This is a genomic window from Bradyrhizobium sp. (assembly GCF_035935975.1).
Lineage (GTDB): Bacteria > Pseudomonadota > Alphaproteobacteria > Rhizobiales > Xanthobacteraceae > Bradyrhizobium.
Map to the genome: position 1 here is coordinate 107,224 of NZ_DASYWN010000055.1, position 22,435 is coordinate 129,658.

The 22,435-nt window shown below is 60.3% G+C and carries 17 protein-coding genes; 9 read left to right on the plus strand and 8 right to left on the minus strand.

Annotation, left to right across the window (positions count from 1 at the left end; translation table 11 throughout):
• Nucleotides 1–5 precede the first annotated feature (5 nt).
• The 4 genes from VGR99_RS34155 to VGR99_RS34170 all read right to left on the minus strand — a co-directional run bounded on the left by VGR99_RS34155 (nt 6) and on the right by VGR99_RS34170 (nt 5,952).
• Nucleotides 6–983: an NAD(P)/FAD-dependent oxidoreductase gene (locus tag VGR99_RS34155; RefSeq protein WP_326904349.1), complete on the minus strand. Its 978-nt coding sequence runs from the start codon at nt 981–983 to the stop codon at nt 6–8.
• A gap of 152 nt (nt 984–1,135) precedes the next feature.
• A complete protein-coding gene (locus VGR99_RS34160; protein ID WP_326904350.1) occupies nt 1,136–1,552 on the minus strand; it encodes a hypothetical protein in 417 nt (138 codons plus the stop codon).
• Nucleotides 1,549–3,825: a LodA/GoxA family CTQ-dependent oxidase gene (locus VGR99_RS34165; RefSeq protein WP_326904351.1), complete on the minus strand. Its 2,277-nt coding sequence runs from the start codon at nt 3,823–3,825 to the stop codon at nt 1,549–1,551. Before VGR99_RS34165 ends, VGR99_RS34160 begins: the two co-directional genes overlap by 4 nt.
• 18 nt (nt 3,826–3,843) lie before the next feature.
• A complete protein-coding gene (locus VGR99_RS34170; protein WP_326904352.1) occupies nt 3,844–5,952 on the minus strand; it encodes a tyrosinase family protein in 2,109 nt (702 codons plus the stop codon).
• 780 nt (nt 5,953–6,732) lie between these two features.
• On the opposite strand from VGR99_RS34170, the gene VGR99_RS34175 reads away from it, so the two are divergent.
• Together VGR99_RS34175 and VGR99_RS34180 are read left to right on the plus strand one after the other, a co-directional pair.
• Nucleotides 6,733–7,041, plus strand: a complete 309-nt coding sequence (locus tag VGR99_RS34175) for a hypothetical protein (RefSeq protein WP_326904353.1) — start codon at nt 6,733–6,735, stop codon at nt 7,039–7,041.
• Entirely contained in the window at nt 7,031–7,663 is a 633-nt protein-coding gene (locus tag VGR99_RS34180) for a hypothetical protein (RefSeq protein ID WP_326904354.1), read from the plus strand. Before VGR99_RS34175 ends, VGR99_RS34180 begins: the two co-directional genes overlap by 11 nt.
• A gap of 118 nt (nt 7,664–7,781) precedes the next feature.
• On the opposite strand, the gene VGR99_RS34185 is transcribed toward VGR99_RS34180, so the two are convergent.
• From VGR99_RS34185 to VGR99_RS34195, 3 genes are all read right to left on the minus strand, one after another.
• Nucleotides 7,782–8,249: a hypothetical protein gene (locus VGR99_RS34185; RefSeq protein ID WP_326904355.1), complete on the minus strand. Its 468-nt coding sequence runs from the start codon at nt 8,247–8,249 to the stop codon at nt 7,782–7,784.
• Nucleotides 8,250–8,495: 246 nt separating this feature from the next.
• Nucleotides 8,496–8,987, minus strand: coding sequence for a tyrosine-type recombinase/integrase (locus VGR99_RS34190; RefSeq protein WP_326904356.1), 492 nt, complete (start codon nt 8,985–8,987; stop codon nt 8,496–8,498).
• A gap of 61 nt (nt 8,988–9,048) precedes the next feature.
• A complete protein-coding gene (locus tag VGR99_RS34195; RefSeq protein WP_326904357.1) occupies nt 9,049–10,284 on the minus strand; it encodes a hypothetical protein in 1,236 nt (411 codons plus the stop codon).
• Nucleotides 10,285–11,489: 1,205 nt separating this feature from the next.
• On the opposite strand from VGR99_RS34195, the gene VGR99_RS34200 reads away from it, so the two are divergent.
• The 7 genes from VGR99_RS34200 to VGR99_RS34230 all read left to right on the plus strand — a co-directional run bounded on the left by VGR99_RS34200 (nt 11,490) and on the right by VGR99_RS34230 (nt 19,550).
• Nucleotides 11,490–12,788 (plus strand): patatin-like phospholipase family protein, encoded by a 1,299-nt coding sequence (locus VGR99_RS34200; RefSeq protein WP_326904358.1) that lies wholly within the window; start codon nt 11,490–11,492, stop codon nt 12,786–12,788.
• A 136-nt stretch (nt 12,789–12,924) separates the two neighbouring features.
• Nucleotides 12,925–13,344: a hypothetical protein gene (locus VGR99_RS34205; RefSeq protein ID WP_326904359.1), complete on the plus strand. Its 420-nt coding sequence runs from the start codon at nt 12,925–12,927 to the stop codon at nt 13,342–13,344.
• Between the two features lie 42 nt (nt 13,345–13,386).
• The gene (locus VGR99_RS34210; RefSeq protein ID WP_326904360.1) at nt 13,387–14,235 is read left to right on the plus strand and encodes a hypothetical protein; all 849 of its coding nucleotides are present in this window, start codon (nt 13,387–13,389) and stop codon (nt 14,233–14,235) included.
• A 206-nt stretch (nt 14,236–14,441) separates the two neighbouring features.
• Nucleotides 14,442–16,025 carry a CoA transferase gene (locus tag VGR99_RS34215; protein WP_326904361.1) on the plus strand — a complete coding sequence of 528 codons (1,584 nt, stop codon included), beginning with the start codon at nt 14,442–14,444 and terminating at the stop codon, nt 16,023–16,025.
• Nucleotides 16,026–16,154: 129 nt separating this feature from the next.
• Nucleotides 16,155–17,750 (plus strand): carbohydrate porin, encoded by a 1,596-nt coding sequence (locus VGR99_RS34220; RefSeq protein ID WP_326904362.1) that lies wholly within the window; start codon nt 16,155–16,157, stop codon nt 17,748–17,750.
• Nucleotides 17,751–17,769: 19 nt separating this feature from the next.
• On the plus strand, nt 17,770–18,381 hold the full coding sequence (locus VGR99_RS34225; protein WP_326904363.1) for an HdeD family acid-resistance protein: 612 nt from the start codon (nt 17,770–17,772) through the stop codon (nt 18,379–18,381).
• Nucleotides 18,378–19,550, plus strand: coding sequence for an OpgC domain-containing protein (locus VGR99_RS34230; RefSeq protein ID WP_326904364.1), 1,173 nt, complete (start codon nt 18,378–18,380; stop codon nt 19,548–19,550). The genes VGR99_RS34225 and VGR99_RS34230 overlap by 4 nt, the downstream gene beginning before the upstream one ends.
• Here VGR99_RS34230 and VGR99_RS34235 read toward each other — a convergent pair.
• Nucleotides 19,532–22,417: an ATP-binding protein gene (locus tag VGR99_RS34235; RefSeq protein WP_326904365.1), complete on the minus strand. Its 2,886-nt coding sequence runs from the start codon at nt 22,415–22,417 to the stop codon at nt 19,532–19,534. The genes VGR99_RS34230 and VGR99_RS34235 overlap by 19 nt on opposite strands.
• Nucleotides 22,418–22,435 lie beyond the last annotated feature (18 nt).

The window sequence follows — 22,435 nt, forward strand, 5'->3', positions numbered from 1 at the left end:
TTCCCCTATTGCTCCAGGAGATTGCTCGAAGGATGGGCTGAAGGCGTAACGGAGCGCCGTCGTCGCCAGAACGGCCGGTCGGCCCAGCGCGACACGCTGCCGTAATGCTCACTCAATGTCGTTGCGTAGACTGCAGCTTCACGCGCGATCCATGCGTCGTAGCGGCCGAGGGCTGTGGCATCTCCGCGCGCGAGGCAGTCGCTGGCGACATAGGCGGCGAACATGCCCGAGCGCATCGCCTTGACGACGCCGTGGCCGGAGATCGGATCGAACGCGCTCGCGGCATCGCCCGCGCAGAGAAAACGGAAGCCGGTCGCCGTTGCGGCGGTTCGGCCGCCGGCGGGGATCAGGCGTGGATGTCCGAGCTCAACGACCCTGCTCGCGACGGCCGCGACGAATTGCGTCCTGCCAAGCACCGCGCGCCAGCCGTCGGGCGTGTTCAATCCGAGGCCGCGGGCGAGATCGGAATCCGTCATGCAGGCGAAGGCGCGCCTGCCCTCGCCCAGCGCCAGCGTGTACCACCAGCCGTCCTCGAAGGCCTCGACGAGCAGCTCCGGTGCATCCGGCCCTGACGTCGTCGCCTCGGCATAGGCCGCGATCAGGCGGTCCTGAGCTTTCGGCCGAAAACCCTGGCGGTCGGCGAGCGCACGGGCGCGGCCCGTCGCATCGATGATCAGGCGGGCCGAATGGCTGTTGCCGTCGTCGCAAGCGACCGACCAGCCGTCCGCCTCGCCCGCGAGGCGCCAGACCTTCGCATCGACGCGCGCGGCCGCGCAACAGGCCGCATCGGCGATCCAGCCGTCGAACGTCGCGCGGTCAACGCGCCATGACGGCCCACGGGCCTCGAGCAGCAATTCACTCGAGGTCAGGCCGGCCTCGTCCCATGACACCAGCGTCCGGTGCGACGGCGCAAAATCCTGCGTCAGAAAGGCCGGCCACAGGCCGAGCTGACGCAGCACCGGCTGGATCAGCGGCGACAACACCTCGCCTCTCCCCTGGCCTCTTCCCCGCCCGCGCCGTTCGCCCGGCGCGATCACGGCCACTCGAAGCTCCGGCGCGCACATCGCGAGCGCGCGGGCCGTGGCCGCGCCGGCTGGCCCCGCGCCTGCAACGATGATGTCGAACGCGGCCAAGGTCAGTCGGCCCGGACGGCGTAGAAAGACGCCACCACACCGGCCGGCGCCACCGTGCCCGGCGAGCCGCCGCTATGCGGGATCGTGCGGATCACCGAGCCGACAATGGCCGGCCGCTGGTCGACGCCATTGGGCCAGGCCGGCACCAGCGAGCCCCAATAATCGTAGATCCATTCCTCGCCGCTGACGACGCCGGTGCCCTGGAAGCGCACCTGCATCGGCGAGCCGTAGGCGCGCGATCCCTTCAGGGCGAGCGACCATCCCGGGCCGCCGATCGTGCCTGAGAGAAGCTGCATCGGCCCGTCGACAATCTCGATCGTGCCGCGGCCGAATTCGAGATTGTTGAAGGCCGTATTGACGTCGGGATCATTGAGCAGGCTGCGATAAGTCCAGCTCCCGACGAATGGATTGTCGCTCATGATGCCTCGCTTTTTGGATCGGGGTTCGATCCCGTTGTTCGTTCGACGCTGATGTATTTGGCCGCGTAATTGTCGGCAGGCTGCACGGCGGGCTCGTAAGGGTTACGCACGATGAAGCCGAGCTTGTTCCACTCGGTGACCATCTTGAGGTCGCCGACCGGCGTCTGCGGAACGCCGCGGCTCCAGGTGGTCCAGACATAGCTGGGCCGGCCGCTCTGGATCGACGCGATCTCGAACGACTGCAAAGGCCGATGCGCCGGCCACCACAGGGTGGTCCAGGTCTTCTCGTCGCGGCGCAGCCGCTCGTCATTGTCGCTGTCGGCCCAGAGATTGTTCCAGTCGGCGTAGGTGATGTTGATCGGCTGCGTCGTGCACTCGTTGAAATCGGACTGCCAGGGCAGGCCCATATATTTGGTGAGGTCACCGGGCTGCAGGCCGGTCTCGAAATCGTTGTCCTGGGCGAGCGGCGACTCCACGTTGAAGGTCGGGTCGGCGATCACGGTGCCGTGGTCCTGGTTGGCCTGCGCGGCGCTCTGCAGAAAATCCGAGACGCTGCGATCAGCGTTGATCCGATAAGGCGCCCAATAGATCGACGGATTGCGCATCACCCAGCCGAGCTCGGCGCCCGGACAGAAGGCGCCGCCCAGCACGTTGCTGAGCACGCCGCGATCGAGCTCGCGGCCGGTCTTCGGCGGCGTTGTCGGGTAAGGCGCGAAGGGCGAGTAGGTCTTCGGCAGCCAGCCCTCCTCCTTCTCGTTGATGAACCAGCCGCGCGCCCATTGGCCGAGGATGAAGAGCTGGTACTCGGTGAGATGAAGGAATTTCGACGGCGTCTCGTTGGTCAGCGGATTGTCGCCGCAGAGTAGCGGCATCAGCGGCAGTGAATGGACGCGCGAGGACGCGCGGTCCTGCACCTGGAATGAGTTCGCCTCGCCGGCGCGACGCAAGAGGTCGAACAGGAAACGGCGCATCGGGCCGTAGGGATCGTCGGCCTTGGAGTGGCGGGTGGGACCGGCGACCTGCGCCACCGCCATGACCGCCTCGCCCTGGCTCGCATCGCGCAGCGGCGCGTCCGCCGGGGTTTCGTCCTCCGTTGGCCGCGTCGCGTGTCGCGGTACCTGCGAGAGCTTGTTCGGATCGAACGTGCCGCGCTTGGCCTGGTCGTGCGGATAGTTCGATTGCTGAAGGATATCGCTCAGATAGCGAAACTCGTCCGGCCGGAACAGGATCGGCCAGATGTCGCGATAGAACCAGGGCCGGTAGTTGCGATTCCAGGCGAGGCGCCCGGCCTGCCAGTGACGCAGCGCGGCCTCATCGCGAAACGAGATCTGCTGCGGGTCGTCATAGGTCCCGAGGATGCCGTAGATGCCGGTGTCGGTGGCGAATTCGCGCACGTAGAGATCGTACAGCATCTCGTCCATCGTGATCATGTCGAGGATCTGCGGCGCGAAGCGCGGATACCCGACCACCACCCAGGCCGGAAACTCGACGTCGATGTAGCGGGTCTGGCCGACCTGTTTCGAATACATGATCAGACGCGCCATCACCGGGCCATCGGAGATGTCGTCGTACCAGCCGTCGGTGTTGGCATAGTCCTCGATCTTCGGACCGAAGCTGCCGCTGACGTCCATGCCCGAATTGCCGTGACCGCCGAGCACGATCAGGCGGCCCTTGTTGTCCGTCATCATCTCGCCGAGCGTGTCGATGTCGAACGGCTGGAGGCCCTTCGGCGGAAACGTCGTGGCATAACCGCCGGGGCCGCCGGAGCGATCGAAATGCGCGCGCCGGTTGGTGGTCGCGTTCACGCTGCGCGGACCGGGATCGATGATGAGGAGGTCGCGGTCCTGGCCGGTGACGTCGGCATTGCGGCGCGCGCTGCCGGGGGCGTAGCCATGTTCGCCCTTGAGCTCGGTGAACGGATACCAGGAGGCCTTCTTGTTGGCGACATAGACGCGCCACTGGATATCGATCAGCACGCCGTGATTGCCGCCGCCCTCGACGGGATCGCCGAGCGCCAGCGGCCGTCCCTCGGGGGACTCATCGTCATAGACGAAGATCTGGAAGCGCGCGGCCTGGCGCTTCACGCGGCCCTGCGAGTCCTTGAACGTCTTGACCGGAACGGGCGTGACGCCGTCCGGGCCGTGCAAGGAATTGCCGAAACTGTCGCAAGCCAGCGGCATCGCCGCAGGCGTTTCCGGCGCGAGGTAGAATTCGCTGTCGCTGTTGCCCAGGCGCGCGATGCCGATGCCCGGATGGATTCGATACGTCGCCATGACTTCCCCGCCGCCTTCTCAATCCAGGAAATTGATCGACACGCCTTCCAGCTTCAGAAGCTCCCTCTCCTCCTGGTAGTCCCCCCCGATCACCACCAGCGTGATCTGCAAGGGCCCCCTCTTCTTGAGCGCGAGCTTCGCTGCCGCCGTGACGTCGATCCGGTGGTTGCGCGGCGTGTTGTGGCTGCGTCCGCGCTGATCGAAGCGCCGCGGCTGCGGCGGCGGGATATCGCAATGGCCGGGACCGCCGTAGCAGGCGCCATGTCCGAAGATCGAGATGTAGCCGGCATAGTGCGGATTGCCCTTGATCGGCGTCGACGCATCGGCGCCGGGCTCGTTCAGGAAGGCGCGCACGAAGCAGGAGCGCATCAATTGCGGCACCTGGTGCAGGCGGATCTCCGCGCGTTTGAAGCTGCGCGCGCCTTGCGGCACGGTGATCGGCTGCGACACGAAACGGCTGACCGGCGCCTCGAGGCCAACAGGCATGAAATGCGAGCTGCGGACATATTCGTAGCCGAACGGCCCGATATCGAGCGTGTCGCGGATCGTGTAGTTCCACGGCGACAATACGGAATCCAGGTCAGCCGGCAGCGCGTTCGGATTGAGCTTCTGCCACTCCCACCAGATGCGATCGATGTTGACGTGGATCGGCCAGAACACCGGGTCGTAGGACGCGGTCAGATTGCTGAACATGTCGCCGAGGCCCGGCTGCGAATAGAGATCGGAGCGCGCGTGGAAGCGGCGCCCGCCGACCTGCGCGGCATCGTTGCGGCGCGTCGTCAGCGCACGCAGATGCGCGGTGTCCGCGTCCGGATGCGGTGTCGTTCCCGTCGCGGTCGGACCGCCCTTGCAGACATAGGCCGCCTTCCCGGCATCGGGATTCTGGCCACCGGTCCAGATGTGCATGGTGTTGTGCGGATTCTGGTCGAGGAATCCGAACGCCGCGTCATAGATGCTGCCGCCGCCGAAGTCGCGGAAATTGTTCAGGCTCAGGATCTGCGCGATGTCGTCGGCCGACGGGTAATGATAGTGAATGACCTGGTTGATCGTGCCGTCGCCGGCATATTCGGCGGGATAGCGCAGCGGGTACCAGAGCGAGTTCGACATCAGCAGCGCATCGATGAAGCGCTGGCGATTGGCGTTCTTGGGATTCGGCGTGACGGACGAATAGCCGATCGTGTTGATCACGTAGCAGAAGAAGGCGTGCTGCGAGGTGAAGGTCATGCGGTCCTGCGCAAGTGCGAGGATCGCCTTCTTCTGAGCTGCCGTCGGCGCCGGATCGAGCGCAACCACCAATGTCTCGGCCGCCTCCGCGGTGAGGTACGCCTTCATCGAGGTCGGGATGATGAGGCCCTTCTCCGGCTCCTCAGGCCGGTATTCCGGCATGGTGAAGTCCCAGTACGGCAGCATCAGGCCGGGTTCGAAGTCCTGCAGGTTCTGCTCGAACTCGTAGAGATAGGCGCGATGCCAGGGCAGGAAGCGCTCCCAGCCGTGCTGGCAATGGTTCTGATGGATCAGCGCCTGGTTGTTGTAGCTGCGCCGATCCTCGGGCCAGCGATTGAGCGAATAGAGCTGGCGAAAGCCGCGGCGCAGGCGTTCGAGCTGCGGCTCGCTCATGCAGTCGATGTTCATGCGCCGCCGGGGCTCGCCGACACAAGCGGCCGGTGAATAGCCGTCAACGGCTTCCGCGAATTCGGCAATCTCGCTGACCTTCACCGTCACGGGCTTGGCCGGCTTGCCGGGCGAAAGCTCGACCGCAACGCTGGTGGCGTCATCGGGGCAGCCGGCATCGATCCAGTCGGCGATGCGATTGATGTCGGCGGGCGCAACCGGATGACCGCCCCAAGGCAGCGGCGGGAAGCGGCCACCGTCGAATGGCGCCTCGCCGCGCAATCCCTTGATCAGCCCGGATGCATCACTGCGCGCATGCGGCGGCAGACAGCAGGCGTGCCCTTCCGGCACCGGCGCAACCATCTTAATGCCGAAGATCTCGACCGCCTCCAGCGCCGCTGCGCCCTTGTCCCAGAATCGTCCCGCACCGCCATAATCCGCGGTGCTGTCGCCGGCGGCCTCATCCAGGATCCCCTTCACACGCGCGTAAGCAACGGTCAGTGCTTCGGTGTCCATTCCAGCCCCCGGGGCAAGCAAGACGGAGAAGGCGGGGCGAAACTAACCACAACTTTGGGATGCTGTCATCTAAACACGCACCTTTGCACAAGCACGGACAGCAAATATTTTCGTCAGGTAGCGTGATCTATTTCATACAACCGCAATGAGCGGAGAGATCCCCGGCGCTGCTGCCGCGAATTGATTCACTTTCGACATGTTTGTCTGATTGCCCCGGTACACCGTCGCGAAGGAGAGACACGCCGCACCCGTGAAGACCAGGACCTCATCTCACCGGAGGGCTGGACGTGTGCCTCACTCAAATTGTCGAAAACAACCCCATGCACAGTAGCCGACGCGTTTAGGATCAACAGCTTGCACGTCCCGCGGAGGCCGATTTGACTCGTCGGGCAAAACAGGGGCATAATGCCATTATTCCGAAATCGATCAGCGTCTCGTCCCGTGCCCTCAGAGCTCGCGGATTCGACGATCGCGTTTCATGGTTCTTGGCTCGGAGAGAGAGAGAGAGAGAGAGAGAGAGAGAGAGAGAGAGAGAGAGAGCTCTGCTTGATCAAGCGATGCGGCAGGAGAGGAACAATGAGCGAGAACAGGAACATCTCGATCGTGTCGTCTGCGGGGTTCTCTTTGCCTGGCAATACTTTCTGGAGGTGCCGAAGCCCCCGCCCGCGGAATCGCCTCTTGCCTGCGAGCGCAAGCTCCACTTGATCTAGGTCAATTCATCCGGGGAAAAGTGGCAAAACCTCGCATGCGCGACCTTTGTCATTTCAATGGGAGGTTAGCATGGCAGTTGTTGTTCAATATGTCGTCAAACCGAATCCCGGAGCCGACTTCGCCGGAATACTCGAACTGTCCAAGGAGGCTGCCGAGCTTTGGCGCAAGCACGGTGGAAAACCAAGATTCTGGACCGTCGCGGTCGGTGAATTCGGAAATTTCGTTTTCTCAGTCAATTTCGAGACGTTCTCAGCTTACGGCGCGACAGTTGAGAAACTGAATGCCGATCCAGCGTTTCGAACCTGGCAAGCGAAAAGATTGAAAGCGGGCTTGACCACCCTCGTGCGTTCGAATTTGGCGACTGAGATTGAACTTTGAGGAGCACTCCCAGGCCCGCCGGTTCACGCTGGCGGGCCTCTTGCATTTCGTGACGCCTACGAGAGGTGGCAGCGCGTGCGATGCCGCCTTTACTTTTCTACTTTCTCAAATTTTGGAGGCTGAAATGCGTTTTTCAAAATGCGCTCAATCCGCCACCGCGTTGTTTCTGCTTGCTATCGCCCTGGCCGCGCCGGCTCACGCGCAGAACAACAAGCAAATCATCTCAGGTACATTCTACGAAGATCAAGCGACGTTGCCTTCTACGGCGACGGGCAACGCAACACTGACCTTCACACAAACACCCGCGAATAAATTCCTGAATATCACCAACATCGCTTGTGACGTTTTCGTGTCCGCCACGCAGGTTTTGACTTTGATGCGGCTGCAGATTGGGACCAGCCCCGGCGCGTCCGATCTTGGCCGTTCTTATCCGATCAAAAACACGCCTATCGCCCCGGAAATCATCCAGAATGTAAAGCTCTATTCGGTCGTGACCAATGAGGTATTCTTTAAGATGGGACCAGGCCGGTTTCCCTCAATCTTCATTGTAGCTGCCAGCAACGGTGGTGCCGCTTCCATGGCCCCAAACTGCTTTATCGTCGGAAATTTGACGGATAACTGAGTGAGCCATTCTCAGGCCCGCCGGTGTGAACCGGCGGGCCTCTTGTCGTTACCCCTCAGCCATCGGCGGAGCGTCATCAGCCCGGAACGTCTGTCGAAACCGCGACGATGAGCACGGATTATTGGGAGTTTTGAAGCTCGCCGATGAGGGTGCAGTTGATAGAGACATTGCTAGCTACGGCGAAGTCGATTTCAATCGCCGGAGCACGGCCGGCGCCCACCAAGACGTTCAGCTCGTCGTTGATGGCTCCGTAAATTGATCCGCCAGATGAAGCAACCTCGCCTACGCGGAAGAAGAAGTTTCGGCCGATTGATTGTACTCCTGGCGCGGGCGCGACAAAGAACTTGTAGGTGATCGGCGTCTGAGACATCCCGCCGAGACGACAATTCACGCGCTTCACGTTCAAAAGTTGACTAGCGGGCAGCTGGGACCACCAGGTGGTGCAACCTGTCGTGTTTCCGCAGCCTGCAGTAACAGTATCCTCGTAATACGAACCGGCAATTATGGGGGCTGCTCCAACCGGAAGACAAAAAGCGGTCGAAACCAAAGCGATGACGCAGGAGGAAAGTTTGGAGATAAAGCGCATTTGAGCCTCGGCATTTGAAAGCGATTTTCAAGACACCCAACAAACCTGGAGGGCGAGGACGCAATTCGGCAGCGCGTGTACATAGCTTGGTCCTGCTGACCCCCGCATCAACCAAACGGTTGAGGCGAGGGCCCGCCAGCGTGAACCGGCGGGCCCCACGTTTTACCGGCTTAGCCGCCCGTGCTGGGGGAGCATGAGCCCGTCGCTCCCCCGCCCACGCGCCAAACTCCTTCGTCGTACTTCATCTCAAATCGGAGCAGCATCTCCCTGAGATGGTAGACGCCAAACATGGCGAGGCTTCGCGTCTCGCAGACGGGAGGCGCCGGCGAGCGCCTGCATGAACGTGGGCGCTTCGGCATAGGGCAACGCCGGGTGATGCCGGACCGCCCTCTTCGGCCGCTTGGGAAGCCTCTCACGGAGCTGCTTGGTGAGTTCGGCCGGGTTCCGGAAGTCGCGATCGTCGATGTCGACGTTCTCGGCGATGATGGTCTCGATGCGGCCGCGGACCCGGTTCGCGGTCTCCCGTTTCTCGATCCAGATCGGGTTGAGCAGGTCGTGGATGTGGCTCGGCTTGATCTCGGGGATAGTGAGCTTGCCGATGGTCGGGTAGGCGTACCGCTTCAACGATGACGACCATTGATCGCGGTGCTTCTCGCTCCAGGTCGACCAGTTCGTGCGGATGTAGGCCTCGGCGCACTGCCCGGAAATCCGTAACGTGCCAATGGCCTCTGCCTTCACCTCCGTCCGCAATTGAACCGGTGCTCGGAGCTGGCATGACGTCTCCTGACGAATGAGTTTATCAATTGGAGGATATGTTCGATGCGGGAGAGCAGACATCGATCACGATGATGCTCGATGAAGCGGTAGAATAAGGGCCCAGCGCTTCGCGATTGGGGAAATAGATCAGGGCGATCCGGCAGCCGTTCGGTGAGGTCACCGGGCTTCTGACATACCCGGGAAGGATCTGGGTGACAGATCTATCCCGGAGCAAATATAGACCATGCTCTTCCTCGGCACTTACGGGATTCGCAGCGAAGAAGAGCCCCACCCTTGTCGGGGCCAGATCAATTGTCGTCGATCCGCCGCCGTGAACAGCTCCCGACCAGGGTCCGAACGGCACGCAGAGTCGCTCGGTTTTCGCTGTATGAGGATTGACTCGCCAGATCGGCCAGCAGTCGCTCTCTTTCCACTTCTCGAAATGATCGATCGGCGATCGAGAAAGATTCCCAGCCCACATGTAAAACACATCTTCAAACATGCGAAATGCATAGGAACTCGCCTCAGCATTCGAAACAGGCAACTCGATCCGATCCGAGCCATCTGCTCGCATCAAGACGAGCGGCTCGGCCGACGCTGCATGAACACGTGCCAACGTCGGCTCCTTACCCAAATCAATATAGAAGCGCCGTTCAGGATCAGCCACATAGTGCTTGCCTGCCATCGAACCATCGAAGTAAAGCTCGCAATCAACCCTCTCGATCGATGGCACGAAAGGAGCTCGACCAGCCAAGGAAGGTGACAAATGTGACGACGCGGCCTGTGGGCCAACCTCTCGTTCGTGCCCTACCGGCCCTCGCCATCGAGTTTGCAACGTTGCCCCAGTAACAGGATCGATAGTGTTCTGCAGATAGCTGATTTCGCCGCGGGCGGCGCAATAGGACTGGGCCGCCGCCACGGGATCGCCGCCATACGGCCGGGGTTTTTCACCGAGACGCCAGAGATAGAGCCAGGACACCACCGAGCGCCTTGCTTCCGAGGTAGTCGGCTTTGGTCCCTTGTTTGCACGCACAACAATTGTGTCGTCGTCCACCCAGTAGATCCCAGCTCCAACAGAGTCTTCCCGGTAAAGACCCGCGTCCCATACCGCGTGGATGGGTCCCTTCAGCGGAATTTCGATCGCAGACAGCGAATTCGTCTTGGTCGTCATTCGAAATGCCCAAAATGCGAAGAACCAAAAACAAATCGAGAAGACGCCAATCAAGCAGCACGCGGCGAAGAATTTGAAGCGATCAATGATGAAATGAATTTCCGCCATGTGTGAAAGTAGCTTCTAGGATGTCATGCCAAGTCAACTATCGACGCAAATCAATCACAAGCTGAAGACCTCTTAGTCGCACATGTCTTGCGACATGTGCGCAGATAGTCAGCTCAGTCTCACTGTCGCACCCGCTTTGCGCCGAAACGGACTAGCCCAGTGTGATCTGGTAAGTCGCTCTTGGTGAGTCAAAAGCCCTAAATATTGAAAATATTGGGTTTTTAGCCTTGACTGGCGGAAGGGGTGTCTTGTCAACCTCGTTGATTCAACTGGGTTTTTCCTGTGCCTCGGAAGAATAGCTACGGTGTTTGCAACGGTCGTCCCCAGCAACATCACTACCGTAGTTTTCCGCCCGTGAGCAGGCTTACGACCTGCTCCCTTCCTTCAAAACGGCTGCGGAGCAGATCTATTCTGTTGATCGGGCAGTCTGCCGGTCAAGCTGAGGCAGGCACGGACGACCTGAGTACATGACTTGTAATCACGGGGTCGTGGGGTCGAGCCCAGAATGGCAATGGCGGCAGCGGGCGAAGACCTCGTCGAGATCATCAAGCTTGTCGGCGGCCCGAGCGCGGTGATCGCGCTCGGAGGCACGGCTAGGGGCCGCTTCCGTCAGATAGATGCACTTTCTGCAATTGTCCGCATGATGACGATCCCAACGGTACCGCGGCTGACCGCGCCGAGCTCCTGCGCAACGGCAAAGTTGTGGGCTATCAAGCTAAACATTTCCAGGAACTGCTCTTCGAATTCCAAAAGATTACGGAAGCCGAGGCTGCAGCCGCCTAAGCGTTTCGCGCCTCAGGATTGGCCATCCCCACTCTAGGGCGTCTACTCATAAGCCTGCGCTGCACTCCGTTTGAGGTCCCCTCTGCCTCTGATAGCTGCGCGTTGGGCGCACTTCCACTAAGTCCGAGTTGGGGCCACCAGCAGACATTCACGATGCTTCGCTGTCTCAGCGAGATTGGCATATCCCGCAGATCCAAGCCTGCCTTTCTTCTGTTTGCATCTTTTTGCATCGATTAAGTCGAAGCGGCCTTCAGACCGAGTAGAAAAGTCCCGCAGCCTCGCACATCAGCCTTTCGCCGAGCCCCACTGCTCTCAAGACAGCCCATTGGCCGGGGTCTAGTTTGCCGCTATTCGGACGGACGCTTTGCCTTCTAGCTCTAGGGACATTGGCGGCCTCACTTTGCAGTTGCTCGTCTTCAAATTTGCCACTGAACCTTCCCCTCAACGCCGGTTCGATTGCGCCGCCGCCGAACATCCGTGCCGACAATGACCTTGCTATCGGATTGGCCTTCTCGGGAGGAGGTACACGCGCTGCCGCCTTTGCATTTGGTGTTCTGCGCGGACTTGAGCGCATTCGAGCCGGCGCAACTGCCACAGCGCTAGATCGGGTCGAATTTATCTCGGGTGTGTCCGGCGGGTCCATAACTGCTGCCTACTATGGCTTGCGTGGGAAGCAGGCGCTGGGCGACTTTCGTGAGCGATTTCTAATCCGAGATGCGGAAGCCGACCTGAGAACCGACTTCAGCCTGGGGAGTTTAGTCGAGGGTATCAACGGCGGGGTCAATCAGGCGCCGCGCCTGTCCGGATGGCTCGATCGGAATCTGTTTGCCGAAGCAACAATGAAGGAGTTGCTCAAGAGCTCGCGGCCGGTCATTTGGATTAACGCCTCGGACCTCTATCACCGAACTCCGTTTGTGTTCTCACAAACCGTATTCAGAGAGCTATGTAGTGATTTAGGTCAGTATCCCATCTCGCTCGCGGTGGCAGCATCGGCAGCGGTGCCCGTGGCCTTCTCTCCAATAGTGCTCGAAGCCTATCCGCAATCGTGCGCCGCAGAGCCGCCGAGATGGATCGGCCAGGTCCTCGCGAACCAAAACTCAGGCGCTCAGGTCAAAGCCTTTGCGCGGGCGCTAACCGACTACCGGAACCCCGACATCGTTCAGTATTTGAAGCTGGCCGACGGGGGGTTGACGGACAACTATGGCCTCTCGGGCCTCGTCATCGCCCGATCGGCGGCAACCGAACCTTACGCACCCTTGACGGATCGGGAAGCCGTCAAGCTACGGAACGTGGTCTTCATTCTGGTCAACGCCGGGCAAGGCGCAAAGGGCGAATGGTCGCATACAATCAACGGCCCATCAGGGGCTGAGCTACTAGCTGCGATCACCGATACTGCCATTGATTCTTCGGTTCGAAGCGGCTTCGACGCCTTCCGATTGACGATCCGTGAATGGGAGAACGCCATTCGCAGTTGGCGGTGCAAGCTGACATCAGGTGAAGCTCGCAAGCTGGGGGCCCGCGAGGGGTGGCAATGCAAGGACATCACATTCAAGATTACTGAGGTATCGTTCGACCAGTCGGACAATTCCGCTCGGCTCTCGTCAATCCCCACGCGATTTAAACTGCCTGAGGCCGACGTTGATCTTCTGATCCGATCGGGAGAGTCCATTGTTGCTGCCGATCCAACCTTGAATTCAATATCAGCTGGAGAACACCGTTGATTTCCGGCGCTTCTAATGGAAGCCGCCATTCTTTGACGTTTGCGACATTTTGGAGCGATTTGCGCGCCTTAATTCCGGGCGCCCAACCGCAGCGCTAGTGTTACTTCCCATCACACGTGTATTGGGAAGCGATCGGATGGACGAGCTGCAGCAGTTACTCCAGAAGAGATTATCGAAGCTTGAGCACGCCATTTGCTCGATAAAATCGAGGGCTATCGGCAGTTCGGACACGACTGAGGTTGAGCTGTTGGCCTATCTCGCCGAACTCGAACTTCATATCGATGCGCAGCTGGTACGGATCGAACAGATTGGTCATCGCGTCATCTCCTCACATGAAAGCACTTCGGCGGCGATAGCTGACGACGTGGATGAATGGAAGCAGAGGGGCGACCTGAAGCGACTGCGGCGCCGCTCGATGGACGCGGCCGCACTCGCAACCGAAGCTTTTGAATTCGCTGAGTTCGCTGTCAAGAAGGCGGAGCATGCCGCACTCGAAGCGCGCCTGGCTAAGGCGGACGCTGACAAGGCGGAGGCGCACGCCTCCTGTGTCTCCTAATTCAAAATCGCGCTTCCGAATATATCAGTGAAAGACACGGCAATGTCTCAGGGTATCGCGTTGCTCCGCATAGCGGCATCCGCTTCGGCAATCTTGCTTATGTTAGGCTGCATCCCCGCTTCGGCAGGCGAACCCAAGGAAAACGGCGGAGCTGCCCAGAACGGCAATCTCGGGCAACAACTCGCCAATCCGATTGCAACTCTCATCCAGGTGCCGCTGAAGAGCAATTTCGACTACGGCGCAAAAGGTAGCCCGAAAGATGCTTTCCGCTATACCCTGTCAATCGAGCCCGTCGTTCCCTTCTCGCTGAATTCCGACTGGAATTTGATCACCCGGACGATCATCCCAGTCGAACATGTCCAGCAGCTCTTTCCCACCGACAAGTCGGGTGTGGGCGATATCGTGCAGAGTTTTTTCCTCTCGCCATCCCGTCCCGTGAACGGCGTCACCTGGGGGGTCGGCCCCGTCTTCCTCTATCCCTCCGCCACGGAGGAGGTCCTTGGTCATCATCAATGGGGAAGTGGCATTACAGGTATTGTCCTCCAACAAAGCGGGCACTGGCTCTATGGCGTGCTGGCAAACCACATTTGGTCGCTAAGCGATCAAACCTTTGGGCGCGAGAAGGTCGATGCAAGCTTCATACAGCCGTTCCTGACCTATACCTTCCCCACGACGCAGACGACGGTCTTTCTAAGCTCTGAAAGCACCTACGACTGGACCTCGCGGCAATGGAATGTGCCCATCAACGTCGGGCTCAACCAACTGGCGAAGATCGGCGAGCAGGTTGTCCAGCTCGGAGGTTTGGTGCGGTACTATGCCGAGACGCCCGCAGGCGGCCCCCGCTTGGGGTTCCAGCTCCGATTGACATATGTATTTCCTGCCTCTCGATAAGAATAGCTGACTCCTCAGATCATGAGGACTGCCCGGTGCGGGCACGCTAGACCGTTGCCTGCTCTGTCGTTGCCCGCTCCTTTGGAACGTTTTGGCGGTCTTTATTCCGCTTAATGGCAGCAGAAGCCAGCAGATCGATAGGCTGTGCGCGACCGATGTCGCTGGGGGCCGGAGAGCTCTCCGCGCAACAAGAAAACGGAGCGCAGATGATCACACAGGCTTTTCAGAAGAAGACTTACGATGCGATCGCGGAGGCACTGCCCTTCAGCATTGATCCATCGAAGATCACCGTCGAGCCAGGCGTCTCCTATACGGTGAGCACGATCAAGGCCCACGACTACGCCGCGGGCGTGATGGCCGCCTTCGGCTCGGTCGTTGAGCATATCGGCCGGCTGCGAGGCCTTCCTTCCCAAACCATGAAGCTTAACCGGCGCCGCTGCGGGCTTCTGCTCAATTCCGCTCAACTGCAATTTCTGAATGGATACGGCTGCCTGATGGATACCTGGCCGATTGGACCCGACAACGGGACCTATCGCGCCAAAGACGGCCGTTTCGTTACGATGATCGGTCTGCACCCCCACTTGCGCGATGCAATTCTCGATTTCTTGCAGTGCTCGAATTCAGCGCACGCGTTCCAGGCAGCGGTCGAGAAGAAGACGGCGCAGCAGCTTGAAGACGAGATGGCGGCCCGCCGCCTGCCCGCTGGCATCGTTCGTAGTCCCGAGGAGTGGCTCTCGCATCCACAGGGCGCAGCTACGGCAAAATTGCCGATGGTGCAGGTCGAGCAGCGCGGCAAGGGAGAGAAGCGGCGGCTTGGCAAAGCGAACGCGCGACCGCTGGAGGGAGTTCGCGTCGTAGAATTGGCCCATCTCGTCGCCGGCCCGACGATCGGGCGTCTGCTCGCCGAACAAGGCGCGGAGGTGATCAAGATTCAGCCGCCAGTCGGCGACTGGGTGTTGCCCCTCTGGCTTGATGTGAACTGGGGTAAGAAATGCATTCTCACCGACATCAAGAGCCATTCAGGCAAGGCACGGCTGGTTGCATTGCTTTCAGAAGCCGATGTCCTGGTAAACAGCAACTCCCCGGGCGCCTTGGAGCGGCTGGGTCTTGGTGAAGCAGCGCTGCGGGAGATCAACCCGAGCCTCATCTACGCAGGAGCCTCCTACTGCTCGCCGGACACACCTTGGGCCGACCGCAAGGGCTTCGAGCAGATCGGTCAGGCCGTCAGCGGCATGATGCACGTGAACTCCGTCGGCATGGAAGAACCGACGCTGATATCGGTACTTCTCAACGACTACATCACCGGCTATCTGGCTGCCATCGGCGCCGTCGCGGCCCTGGCTGAACGTGAAGAAAAGGGCGGGTTCTGGAAGACGGGCGCGTCGCTGAGCCGTTGTGCCACGATGGCGGCCAGTCTCACGGCGCCCCGCGACGCCGAGCCCTACGAGGCAGTGGGCGTGAAGGACATGGTCGAGCATGGGATCGATCAGCAGACGCCTCTCGGTACCTTTACCCGTCTGTCCTCCGCGGTGGAATTCAGCGACACGCCGTCGAAGTTGACGCTGCCGACCGGCCTGCCCGGCAACTATCCCGACACGATCACTTGGTCGTCGGAAGTGAGCGTCGGAGATCACCCGTTGCCGCACTTTCCTTCGCATCTGGCGCGCAATGGGGGCATTCGCAATCTGGTCCCTGGCCACGGCATCGAAGACCGAGGCGATGGCGGCGGGGGCTTGAGCCTCGCATCAAAGGCGCTGTTCGACATCGTTCTCGCCGGGCGCAAGTTCTAGCGGAGCTGTTTTCGCCCAGTTTGTAACGATTTGCAGGATTTTGGAGCGTTTCACGACGCGGCGGTGAAGCCGCGTCGTAGCGTGAACGAAAGCGGAGAGTTGATAGATGCCTCCGCCAGGGGATGTGTCATGAACGTACGGAAAATCAGCCTGTTGGCTTCAGCGACGATTCTGATCGTCGGCGCTGCGCACGCAGATGAGAACCTCGCCAATTTTGGTAACGTGGGGAGCTCGGCCACGCCTGCTCCGGTCACGCCGGAGAGGCCAGCAAAGAAAGCCAAACGTCAGAAGAGCTCAGAGAAGAGCCCACCTGTTCCGACCGATCCATTCGGTCCCGTTCCGACCGGCAAGATGATCTCACTGGTGAACGTCGCGCCCGGCCTGCTCGCCTATTTCAACAATGGTCCCGTGTTCGGGTTGCCGGGAACCGTTACTGGAGATGTGCTGAGCCGTACTCAACTGCTTGGTGACTGGGGCGGGACGCGCACCGAGCTGGCAAGACAAGGCTATTTCTTCGATATCTATTCGACGAGCTACTATCAGAATGTCACTTCCGGCGGCCTGAAGACCGGGGGCGCTTTCGTTCAGAACACCCAGTTCTCCGTGAATGTCGATACGGCCCGCGCCGGCTGGTGGTCGGGTGGCATTATCCATGCGACCGCCCAATGGCGCACAGGCGACTCTCCTTCCAACACTTTCACGGCTGGATCGTCTGTGCCGCAATATACCGGTCTGGTGTACCCAGATCCGCAGTCGTCGCACGATATCCTGCCGACCGAGTATTACCTGGTGCAGGCCCTGAGCCAGCAGTTCAGCGTCGTGGTCGGCAAGATCAGCAACATCTTCATCCCCGATCAGACCGCCTTCGGGAGCAGCTACAAGTATCATTTCGCCAACTTCAACTTCAACAAGAACGCGATGACGCCGAATTTCTACAATCCGACGTCACTGGCGGCACTTGGCGTCTGGGCACTGAGCCCGAAATTCGCGATTGCAGGCGGCGTGCTCGATACGGACAGCAAGGCGAGCAATCTCGCTTCCCATGCCTTCGACCACGTCAATCTCTATCTCATGTCGGTGGTGTCGTACGACATCGGTGGCCTGCCCGGTCAGCTCTCGCCGGCCTTCAACTGGTCAAACAAGCCCAAACTCGATCTCGAAATGCCGTTCGGCACGCTCACGTCGGTGGCTGCCGTAAAGCAGGCTGTCGGCGGCATGCTCGGTGCAAATTCGTACGATGGCTTGCCGATCAACACCAAGGGTGACAGCTGGTTCGCGATCGCTAATGCGTCTCAATACCTCTTCGTCAAAGACGATCCCGAGACGGTTCGCAGGAAGCTCAAGTCTGGCGAATTGATCCGGGGCGTCGGTGTCTTCGCGCGTATCGGTTACGCGCCAGAAGAGACCAATATCATCACGCGTGACGCCAGCATCGCGCTGTTCGCTCACGGCCTTCTGCCCGGTCGCGAGTACGACAGCTTTGGCATTGGCGTCTACCACAACCAGTTCAGCAACAAATTCAAGACGGATATTGGCCTGCTCACGCGAGGCACTGCGTCGGCCAGCGACGAAACCGGGATGGAGGTCTTCTACGACTTCGCGATCACGCCGGCGGTGCGGCTCATTCCGAGTTACCAGCACATCTGGCATCCGCTGAGTGCCCAGGTAGCCGAAGGCCACACCAGCACGGATATCGTTCAAACCCGTCTGACCATAGCCTGGTAATCCCGGCAGGAGAGAAATTGTGGCATTTACTGGTATTCTAACCGGCCTGATGGAACGCGCTATCAAGCATGCGCTGGCAACGCATTGGCGACTGTTTCTATTCCAAGGCATCGTCATGCTCGTCTTGGGTATCCTCGCCATTGGGGCCCCGCTGGCGGCATCGGTTGCGGTCGAGCTCTACATCGGCGGCCTGTTCCTTGTGAGCGGCGTCATGGGCCTGGTGGCCATCATGTCCGCGCGGGATGTTCCCGCATTTCTGTGGAGTTTGCTGACGGCAGCCATGTCAATCGTCGTAGGAATCATCCTGATCAATCGTCCGATCGCGGGAACGTTGTCGCTGACCTTGGTGCTCGCAGCCTTCTTCCTGGCGGAAGGTGTTTTCCAGATCGCGGCTTCGATCAACTACCGTACTGTCGTTCCTCGCTCTTGGATCTGGATGCTGTTGAGCGGAGTGCTCGACCTTTTCCTTGCCGCGGCTATTTGGGCTCTTTGGCCGATCAGCGCGATTTGGACGCTGGGTCTCTTTGCAGGTGTCAACCTGATTTCGTCAGGATGGGCGGCAATCATGGCCGCACTTGCCGGCAGGAAGCTCGCCAAAGAAGCCACCTGTACGAAGGTCGTGGCTCAGTGAAAATATCGGCCACGCTGCCATCACGCGGCCGCGACCTGCGGCTCGACCTGTTCCGCGGCGTGGCCAACTGGGGAATCTTCCTTGATCATATACCCAACAACGTCGTGAACTGGGTCACGACGCGAAACTACGGCTTCAGCGACGCCGCAGACCTATTCATCTTCATTTCCGGCTACACCGTCGCGTTCGTCTATGCGCGGATGATGTTGGAACGTGGCTTTGTGATCGGCGCTTCGCGCCTGCTCAAGCGGGTCTGGCAGATCTACGTCGCCCACGTCTTTCTGTTTGTGATCTACCTCAGCGAAATCGGTTACCTTGCTCAGAAATACGGTAAGTCCGGCTTCGTGGACGACTTCAACATTCGTGGCTTCCTCGAAAATCCTGCTCAAGTCCTCTTCGAGGGCCTTATCCTTCGTTTCAAGCCGGTCAACATGGATGTATTGCCATTGTACATCGTACTGATGGGCGTCTTCGCACCCGTTCTTTGGTTCATGCTCCGAAGGCCCAACATCACCCTGGCATGCTCGGTTGTCGTGTATTTGGCCGCACGGCAATTCGGCTGGAATCTATCCGCCTATCCCGTCGGCCAATGGTATTTCAATCCGTTCGCGTGGCAGCTGCTCTTCGTTTTCGGGGCCTGGTTCGCGTTGGGTGGGTCGACCCTGGCGATGCCGTTCATCCGTTCTCGAACGGCGCTGGTTCTCGGAATCGCCTATCTCCTCTTCGCGCTCGTCTTGACCATGGCAGCACGGTTTGAAGAGATTCGCGCACTCATTCCCGACGCGCTCTACGGCACCTTCAACCCCAATGATAAGACCAACCTCGCCCCTTATCGCCTGCTCCATTTCGTCGTCTTCGCCTTCTTCGTCGTACGGCTGCTGCCGAAGGAATGGCCTGGGCTGGAATGGCGGATCTTCCGCCCTGCGATCAAATGCGGGCAGCAATCCCTCGAAGTCTTTTGTGCGGGGATATTCCTGTCATTTGCCGCGCATTTCGCGCTGGTCGAAATCTCTTCTGGCGTTGGGATGCAGGTGACCGTAAGCATCCTCGGCATCGCGGCGATGGCCCTACTCGCCTACTACCGATCATGGTCCAAGGCCGCAGACAAGCCATCAGCCGACGGAAAGGCCGGCAAAGCTGCCGTCGCGACTCAGGCCCCCGCCCACTGATCGAGCAGGCTGCGCGCCCGCATCAGGTCCGCGGTCGCAAATCCCTCGGTGAGCTTGCCATACGATGCGTCGAGGATCTTCTGCGCATCGCCCGAGGCGCCCTGACGATGCCGCAGCTCGGAAAGGCTGAGTGCACCACGAAGCTCCCAGAACCGAGCTCCTTGGGTCTGGGAAACCTCAAGAGACCGTCCGAATTGCTCTTCTGCTGAAGCCGTGTCCGGCTGCTCACCCATGAGGAGAATCTCTCCCTTGATTCTCATGGCCTCTGGCAACCACCACTGCGCATCGTTACGCCGGCATCGGGAAATTGCTTTCTCGGCGAGAACGAGTCCTTCCTCGCGGCGCCCAAGCCTCGCCAGCACATCGGCGTGGCCAGTTAAAAACGGCGTAAACTGTACCTCGAATTGTGTCTCGCTCAACCCGGCAAGCCCCGCACGAAGCTTTTCCTCGGCATCGGCGAAGTCGCCGCACTTGGCAAGCAGAGCTCCCTGATAGGCCAGCGAGCAGGCCTTGTAGCTCGGCAAATCGTGCCTCATCGCCCAATCGCCGAGAAGCGCTACTGCGCTCTCCGCCTCGGGTATGTTGCCGAACCGCAATGGAAACGCGCAGCCGCACCACGCCAATGCAAAACACAGCGAGAGCGCGTGTCCGCCCGCTTCCGCATCGATCAGGATCTGCCTTGTCATGCGCGCAGCCTGATCAACCAAACCCTGGACCCAGAGGATATTGGCTACAACGCAACGAGCCTGAATGCCGTGATCGAGGCCGGAGCGTACGACGGCGGCTTGCTGGGGGAGCGCTTGGATGCGCGCAAAGGCCTGCTGGGCATAGGTCATAGCCCGGCCGTATTCGCCAACGTAGACGAGGGAACCGCTGAAAAGGAATTCTGCCGTGGCCAAGGCGACGGGGCTCGAGCTTCCGCTGACGACGTTCTCTGCCTGCTCGGCCAACGTCAACGCACCACGAAAATCCTCAAGCCTGAGACAGAGGTTGGTCAAACCGGATATAGCGCGAAGCTGGCAGCCTACGTCCCCCAGTTGGGCCGCCAATTCGCCGCCTCGCATCAAGGCGGCGCGCGCAGGCTCGGACACACCGAGCGCATGCATCAGCGACATGCCGAACTCGGTCTGCAGCACCATTTCCCGGTGACCGCCACGATCGGCGTCGTCAAGTTGCGCGATCGCCTTTCCGGTCCAAGCGTAGCATTCCGTAAGCAGAGAGATATTGAGCCAGATCGGAGCCGACGCCGCGGCGAGTGCAATAGCTATGTCTCGATCACCGTTCTGGCCGAAAGCCCAGACCAGTGCAGCACGGATATTGTCGATCTCTGGCTTGGCCGCAACCGCCGCGCTGGGACTGCCGGTTGGACCTGATTGTGCCGTCTCGAGGAACTCCTTGAAGAACTCAGCGTGACGACGTGCCAGCACGTCCATTTCGCCGGCCTCACGCAGCCGTTCGAGAGCGTAGGCCCGCGTTGTCGCGAGGAAGCGAAACCGTGCATCGCCGTCGCTTATCCCGGCGACGACAAGCGACTTCATCACGAGAGTTGCGATATTCTCGGTAATGTCCTCGCCGCCGCCAGCTCCGCCCAGCACGGCGCAAGCGGATTCGATCGTAAATCCCCCGACAAAAATCGAAAGCCGGCGAAATGCTGCCTGCTCCCCCGGTGTCAGCAGGTGAAAACTCCAGTCAAGCGTCGCGCTGATCGTCTGGTGGCGAAGCTGGCCGCGCGGACCGGCTCCAAGAACGCTCAGCCGGTCATCCAGTCGCGACGCGAGACCGCGCACACCGAATGTGTCGACCCGGGCAGCGGCAAACTCGATCGCGAGGGGTAGGCCGTCGAGCTTACGGCAAATCTCGGCGATTCCTCTCGCGTCAGCATCCGTGACGTCGAACTCATTGCTCGCGGCGGCCGCGCGCTCGACGAACAGCTGAACGGCGGGAAAACTGAGCGCTTCGCTTGCTGTCAAAGCTGCCCTGTTCGGCGGGCAATCGAGGGGCAGGAGGCGGTACACCTGCTCGCCGTCTACGTGCAAGGGTTCGCGGCTGGTCGCTAGAACGTGGACATTACGAGCCGCCTTAATAATTCCAACAGCTAGGGCCGCAGCCTGGTCGATGACGTGCTCGCAGTTGTCGAATACAAGCAGCATCTGCTTGTCGCTTAAGGCTCCGACGAGGCTCGGCAAGGGGTTGTCGGAACGTATCTCCAGCTTCAAAGAAGCTGCCAGCGCCGTTGGCACCAGCTCTGGATCGGTCACGGGGGCGAGATCAACCAACCAAACGCCGTCTTTGACCTTGCCGATCAATTGCTCGGCAATGTCGAGCGCGACCGCAGTCTTGCCAACGCCGCCCGGGCCGACGATCGTGAGTAGCCTCCGCGCGGCTAGCCTCTCGCATAGGGTCTGGACCACACCATCGCGACCGATGAGGCGGGTGAGCTGCGCCGGCAAATTGTGCAGTTCGCGGACGGATGCGGATTCCGCGACCAAGGGGCCGGACTGTGTTGTTACGGAGACCGGCGCGACAAAGCGGTACCCGCGTCCAGGGACATTGACGATGTACCGATTGCCGGCCTGACCATCGCCCAGCGCACGCCGAAGCGCCGCAACGTGGACCGTCAGATTGGCCTCTACGACTGATGTCTCCGGCCAAACGATCGCCACCAACTCACGCTTGCTGACCAGTTCGCCTGCTCGTGTGACAAGAGCAATCAGAATGTCCAAGGCACGACTTCCAAGTCGCACAGGGCGATCGCCCTCCCGAAGGATGCGCTCGGCAGTCAAGAGGCGGAATGGCCCGAAGCAGAACTCGAAAGCCATTGATGCAGTCTGCTCCGCCTCGGCCTGTCCTTTCGCGAGATCATTCATCGTCGGCCGATATATCCG

What these genes read in the sequence shown, in the direction of transcription:
- VGR99_RS34160 (WP_326904350.1), bottom strand. Translation starts at nt 1,552, where the DNA reads ATGAGCGACAATCCATTCGTCGGGAGCTGGACTTATCGCAGCCTGCTC.
- VGR99_RS34165 (WP_326904351.1), bottom strand. Translation starts at nt 3,825, where the DNA reads ATGGCGACGTATCGAATCCATCCGGGCATCGGCATCGCGCGCCTGGGC.
- VGR99_RS34170 (WP_326904352.1), bottom strand. Translation starts at nt 5,952, where the DNA reads ATGGACACCGAAGCACTGACCGTTGCTTACGCGCGTGTGAAGGGGATC.
- VGR99_RS34175 (WP_326904353.1), top strand. Translation starts at nt 6,733, where the DNA reads ATGGCAGTTGTTGTTCAATATGTCGTCAAACCGAATCCCGGAGCCGAC.
- VGR99_RS34185 (WP_326904355.1), bottom strand. Translation starts at nt 8,249, where the DNA reads ATGCGCTTTATCTCCAAACTTTCCTCCTGCGTCATCGCTTTGGTTTCG.
- VGR99_RS34195 (WP_326904357.1), bottom strand. Translation starts at nt 10,284, where the DNA reads ATGGCGGAAATTCATTTCATCATTGATCGCTTCAAATTCTTCGCCGCG.
- VGR99_RS34205 (WP_326904359.1), top strand. Translation starts at nt 12,925, where the DNA reads ATGGACGAGCTGCAGCAGTTACTCCAGAAGAGATTATCGAAGCTTGAG.
- VGR99_RS34210 (WP_326904360.1), top strand. Translation starts at nt 13,387, where the DNA reads ATGTCTCAGGGTATCGCGTTGCTCCGCATAGCGGCATCCGCTTCGGCA.
- VGR99_RS34215 (WP_326904361.1), top strand. Translation starts at nt 14,442, where the DNA reads ATGATCACACAGGCTTTTCAGAAGAAGACTTACGATGCGATCGCGGAG.
- VGR99_RS34220 (WP_326904362.1), top strand. Translation starts at nt 16,155, where the DNA reads ATGAACGTACGGAAAATCAGCCTGTTGGCTTCAGCGACGATTCTGATC.
- VGR99_RS34235 (WP_326904365.1), bottom strand. Translation starts at nt 22,417, where the DNA reads ATGAATGATCTCGCGAAAGGACAGGCCGAGGCGGAGCAGACTGCATCA.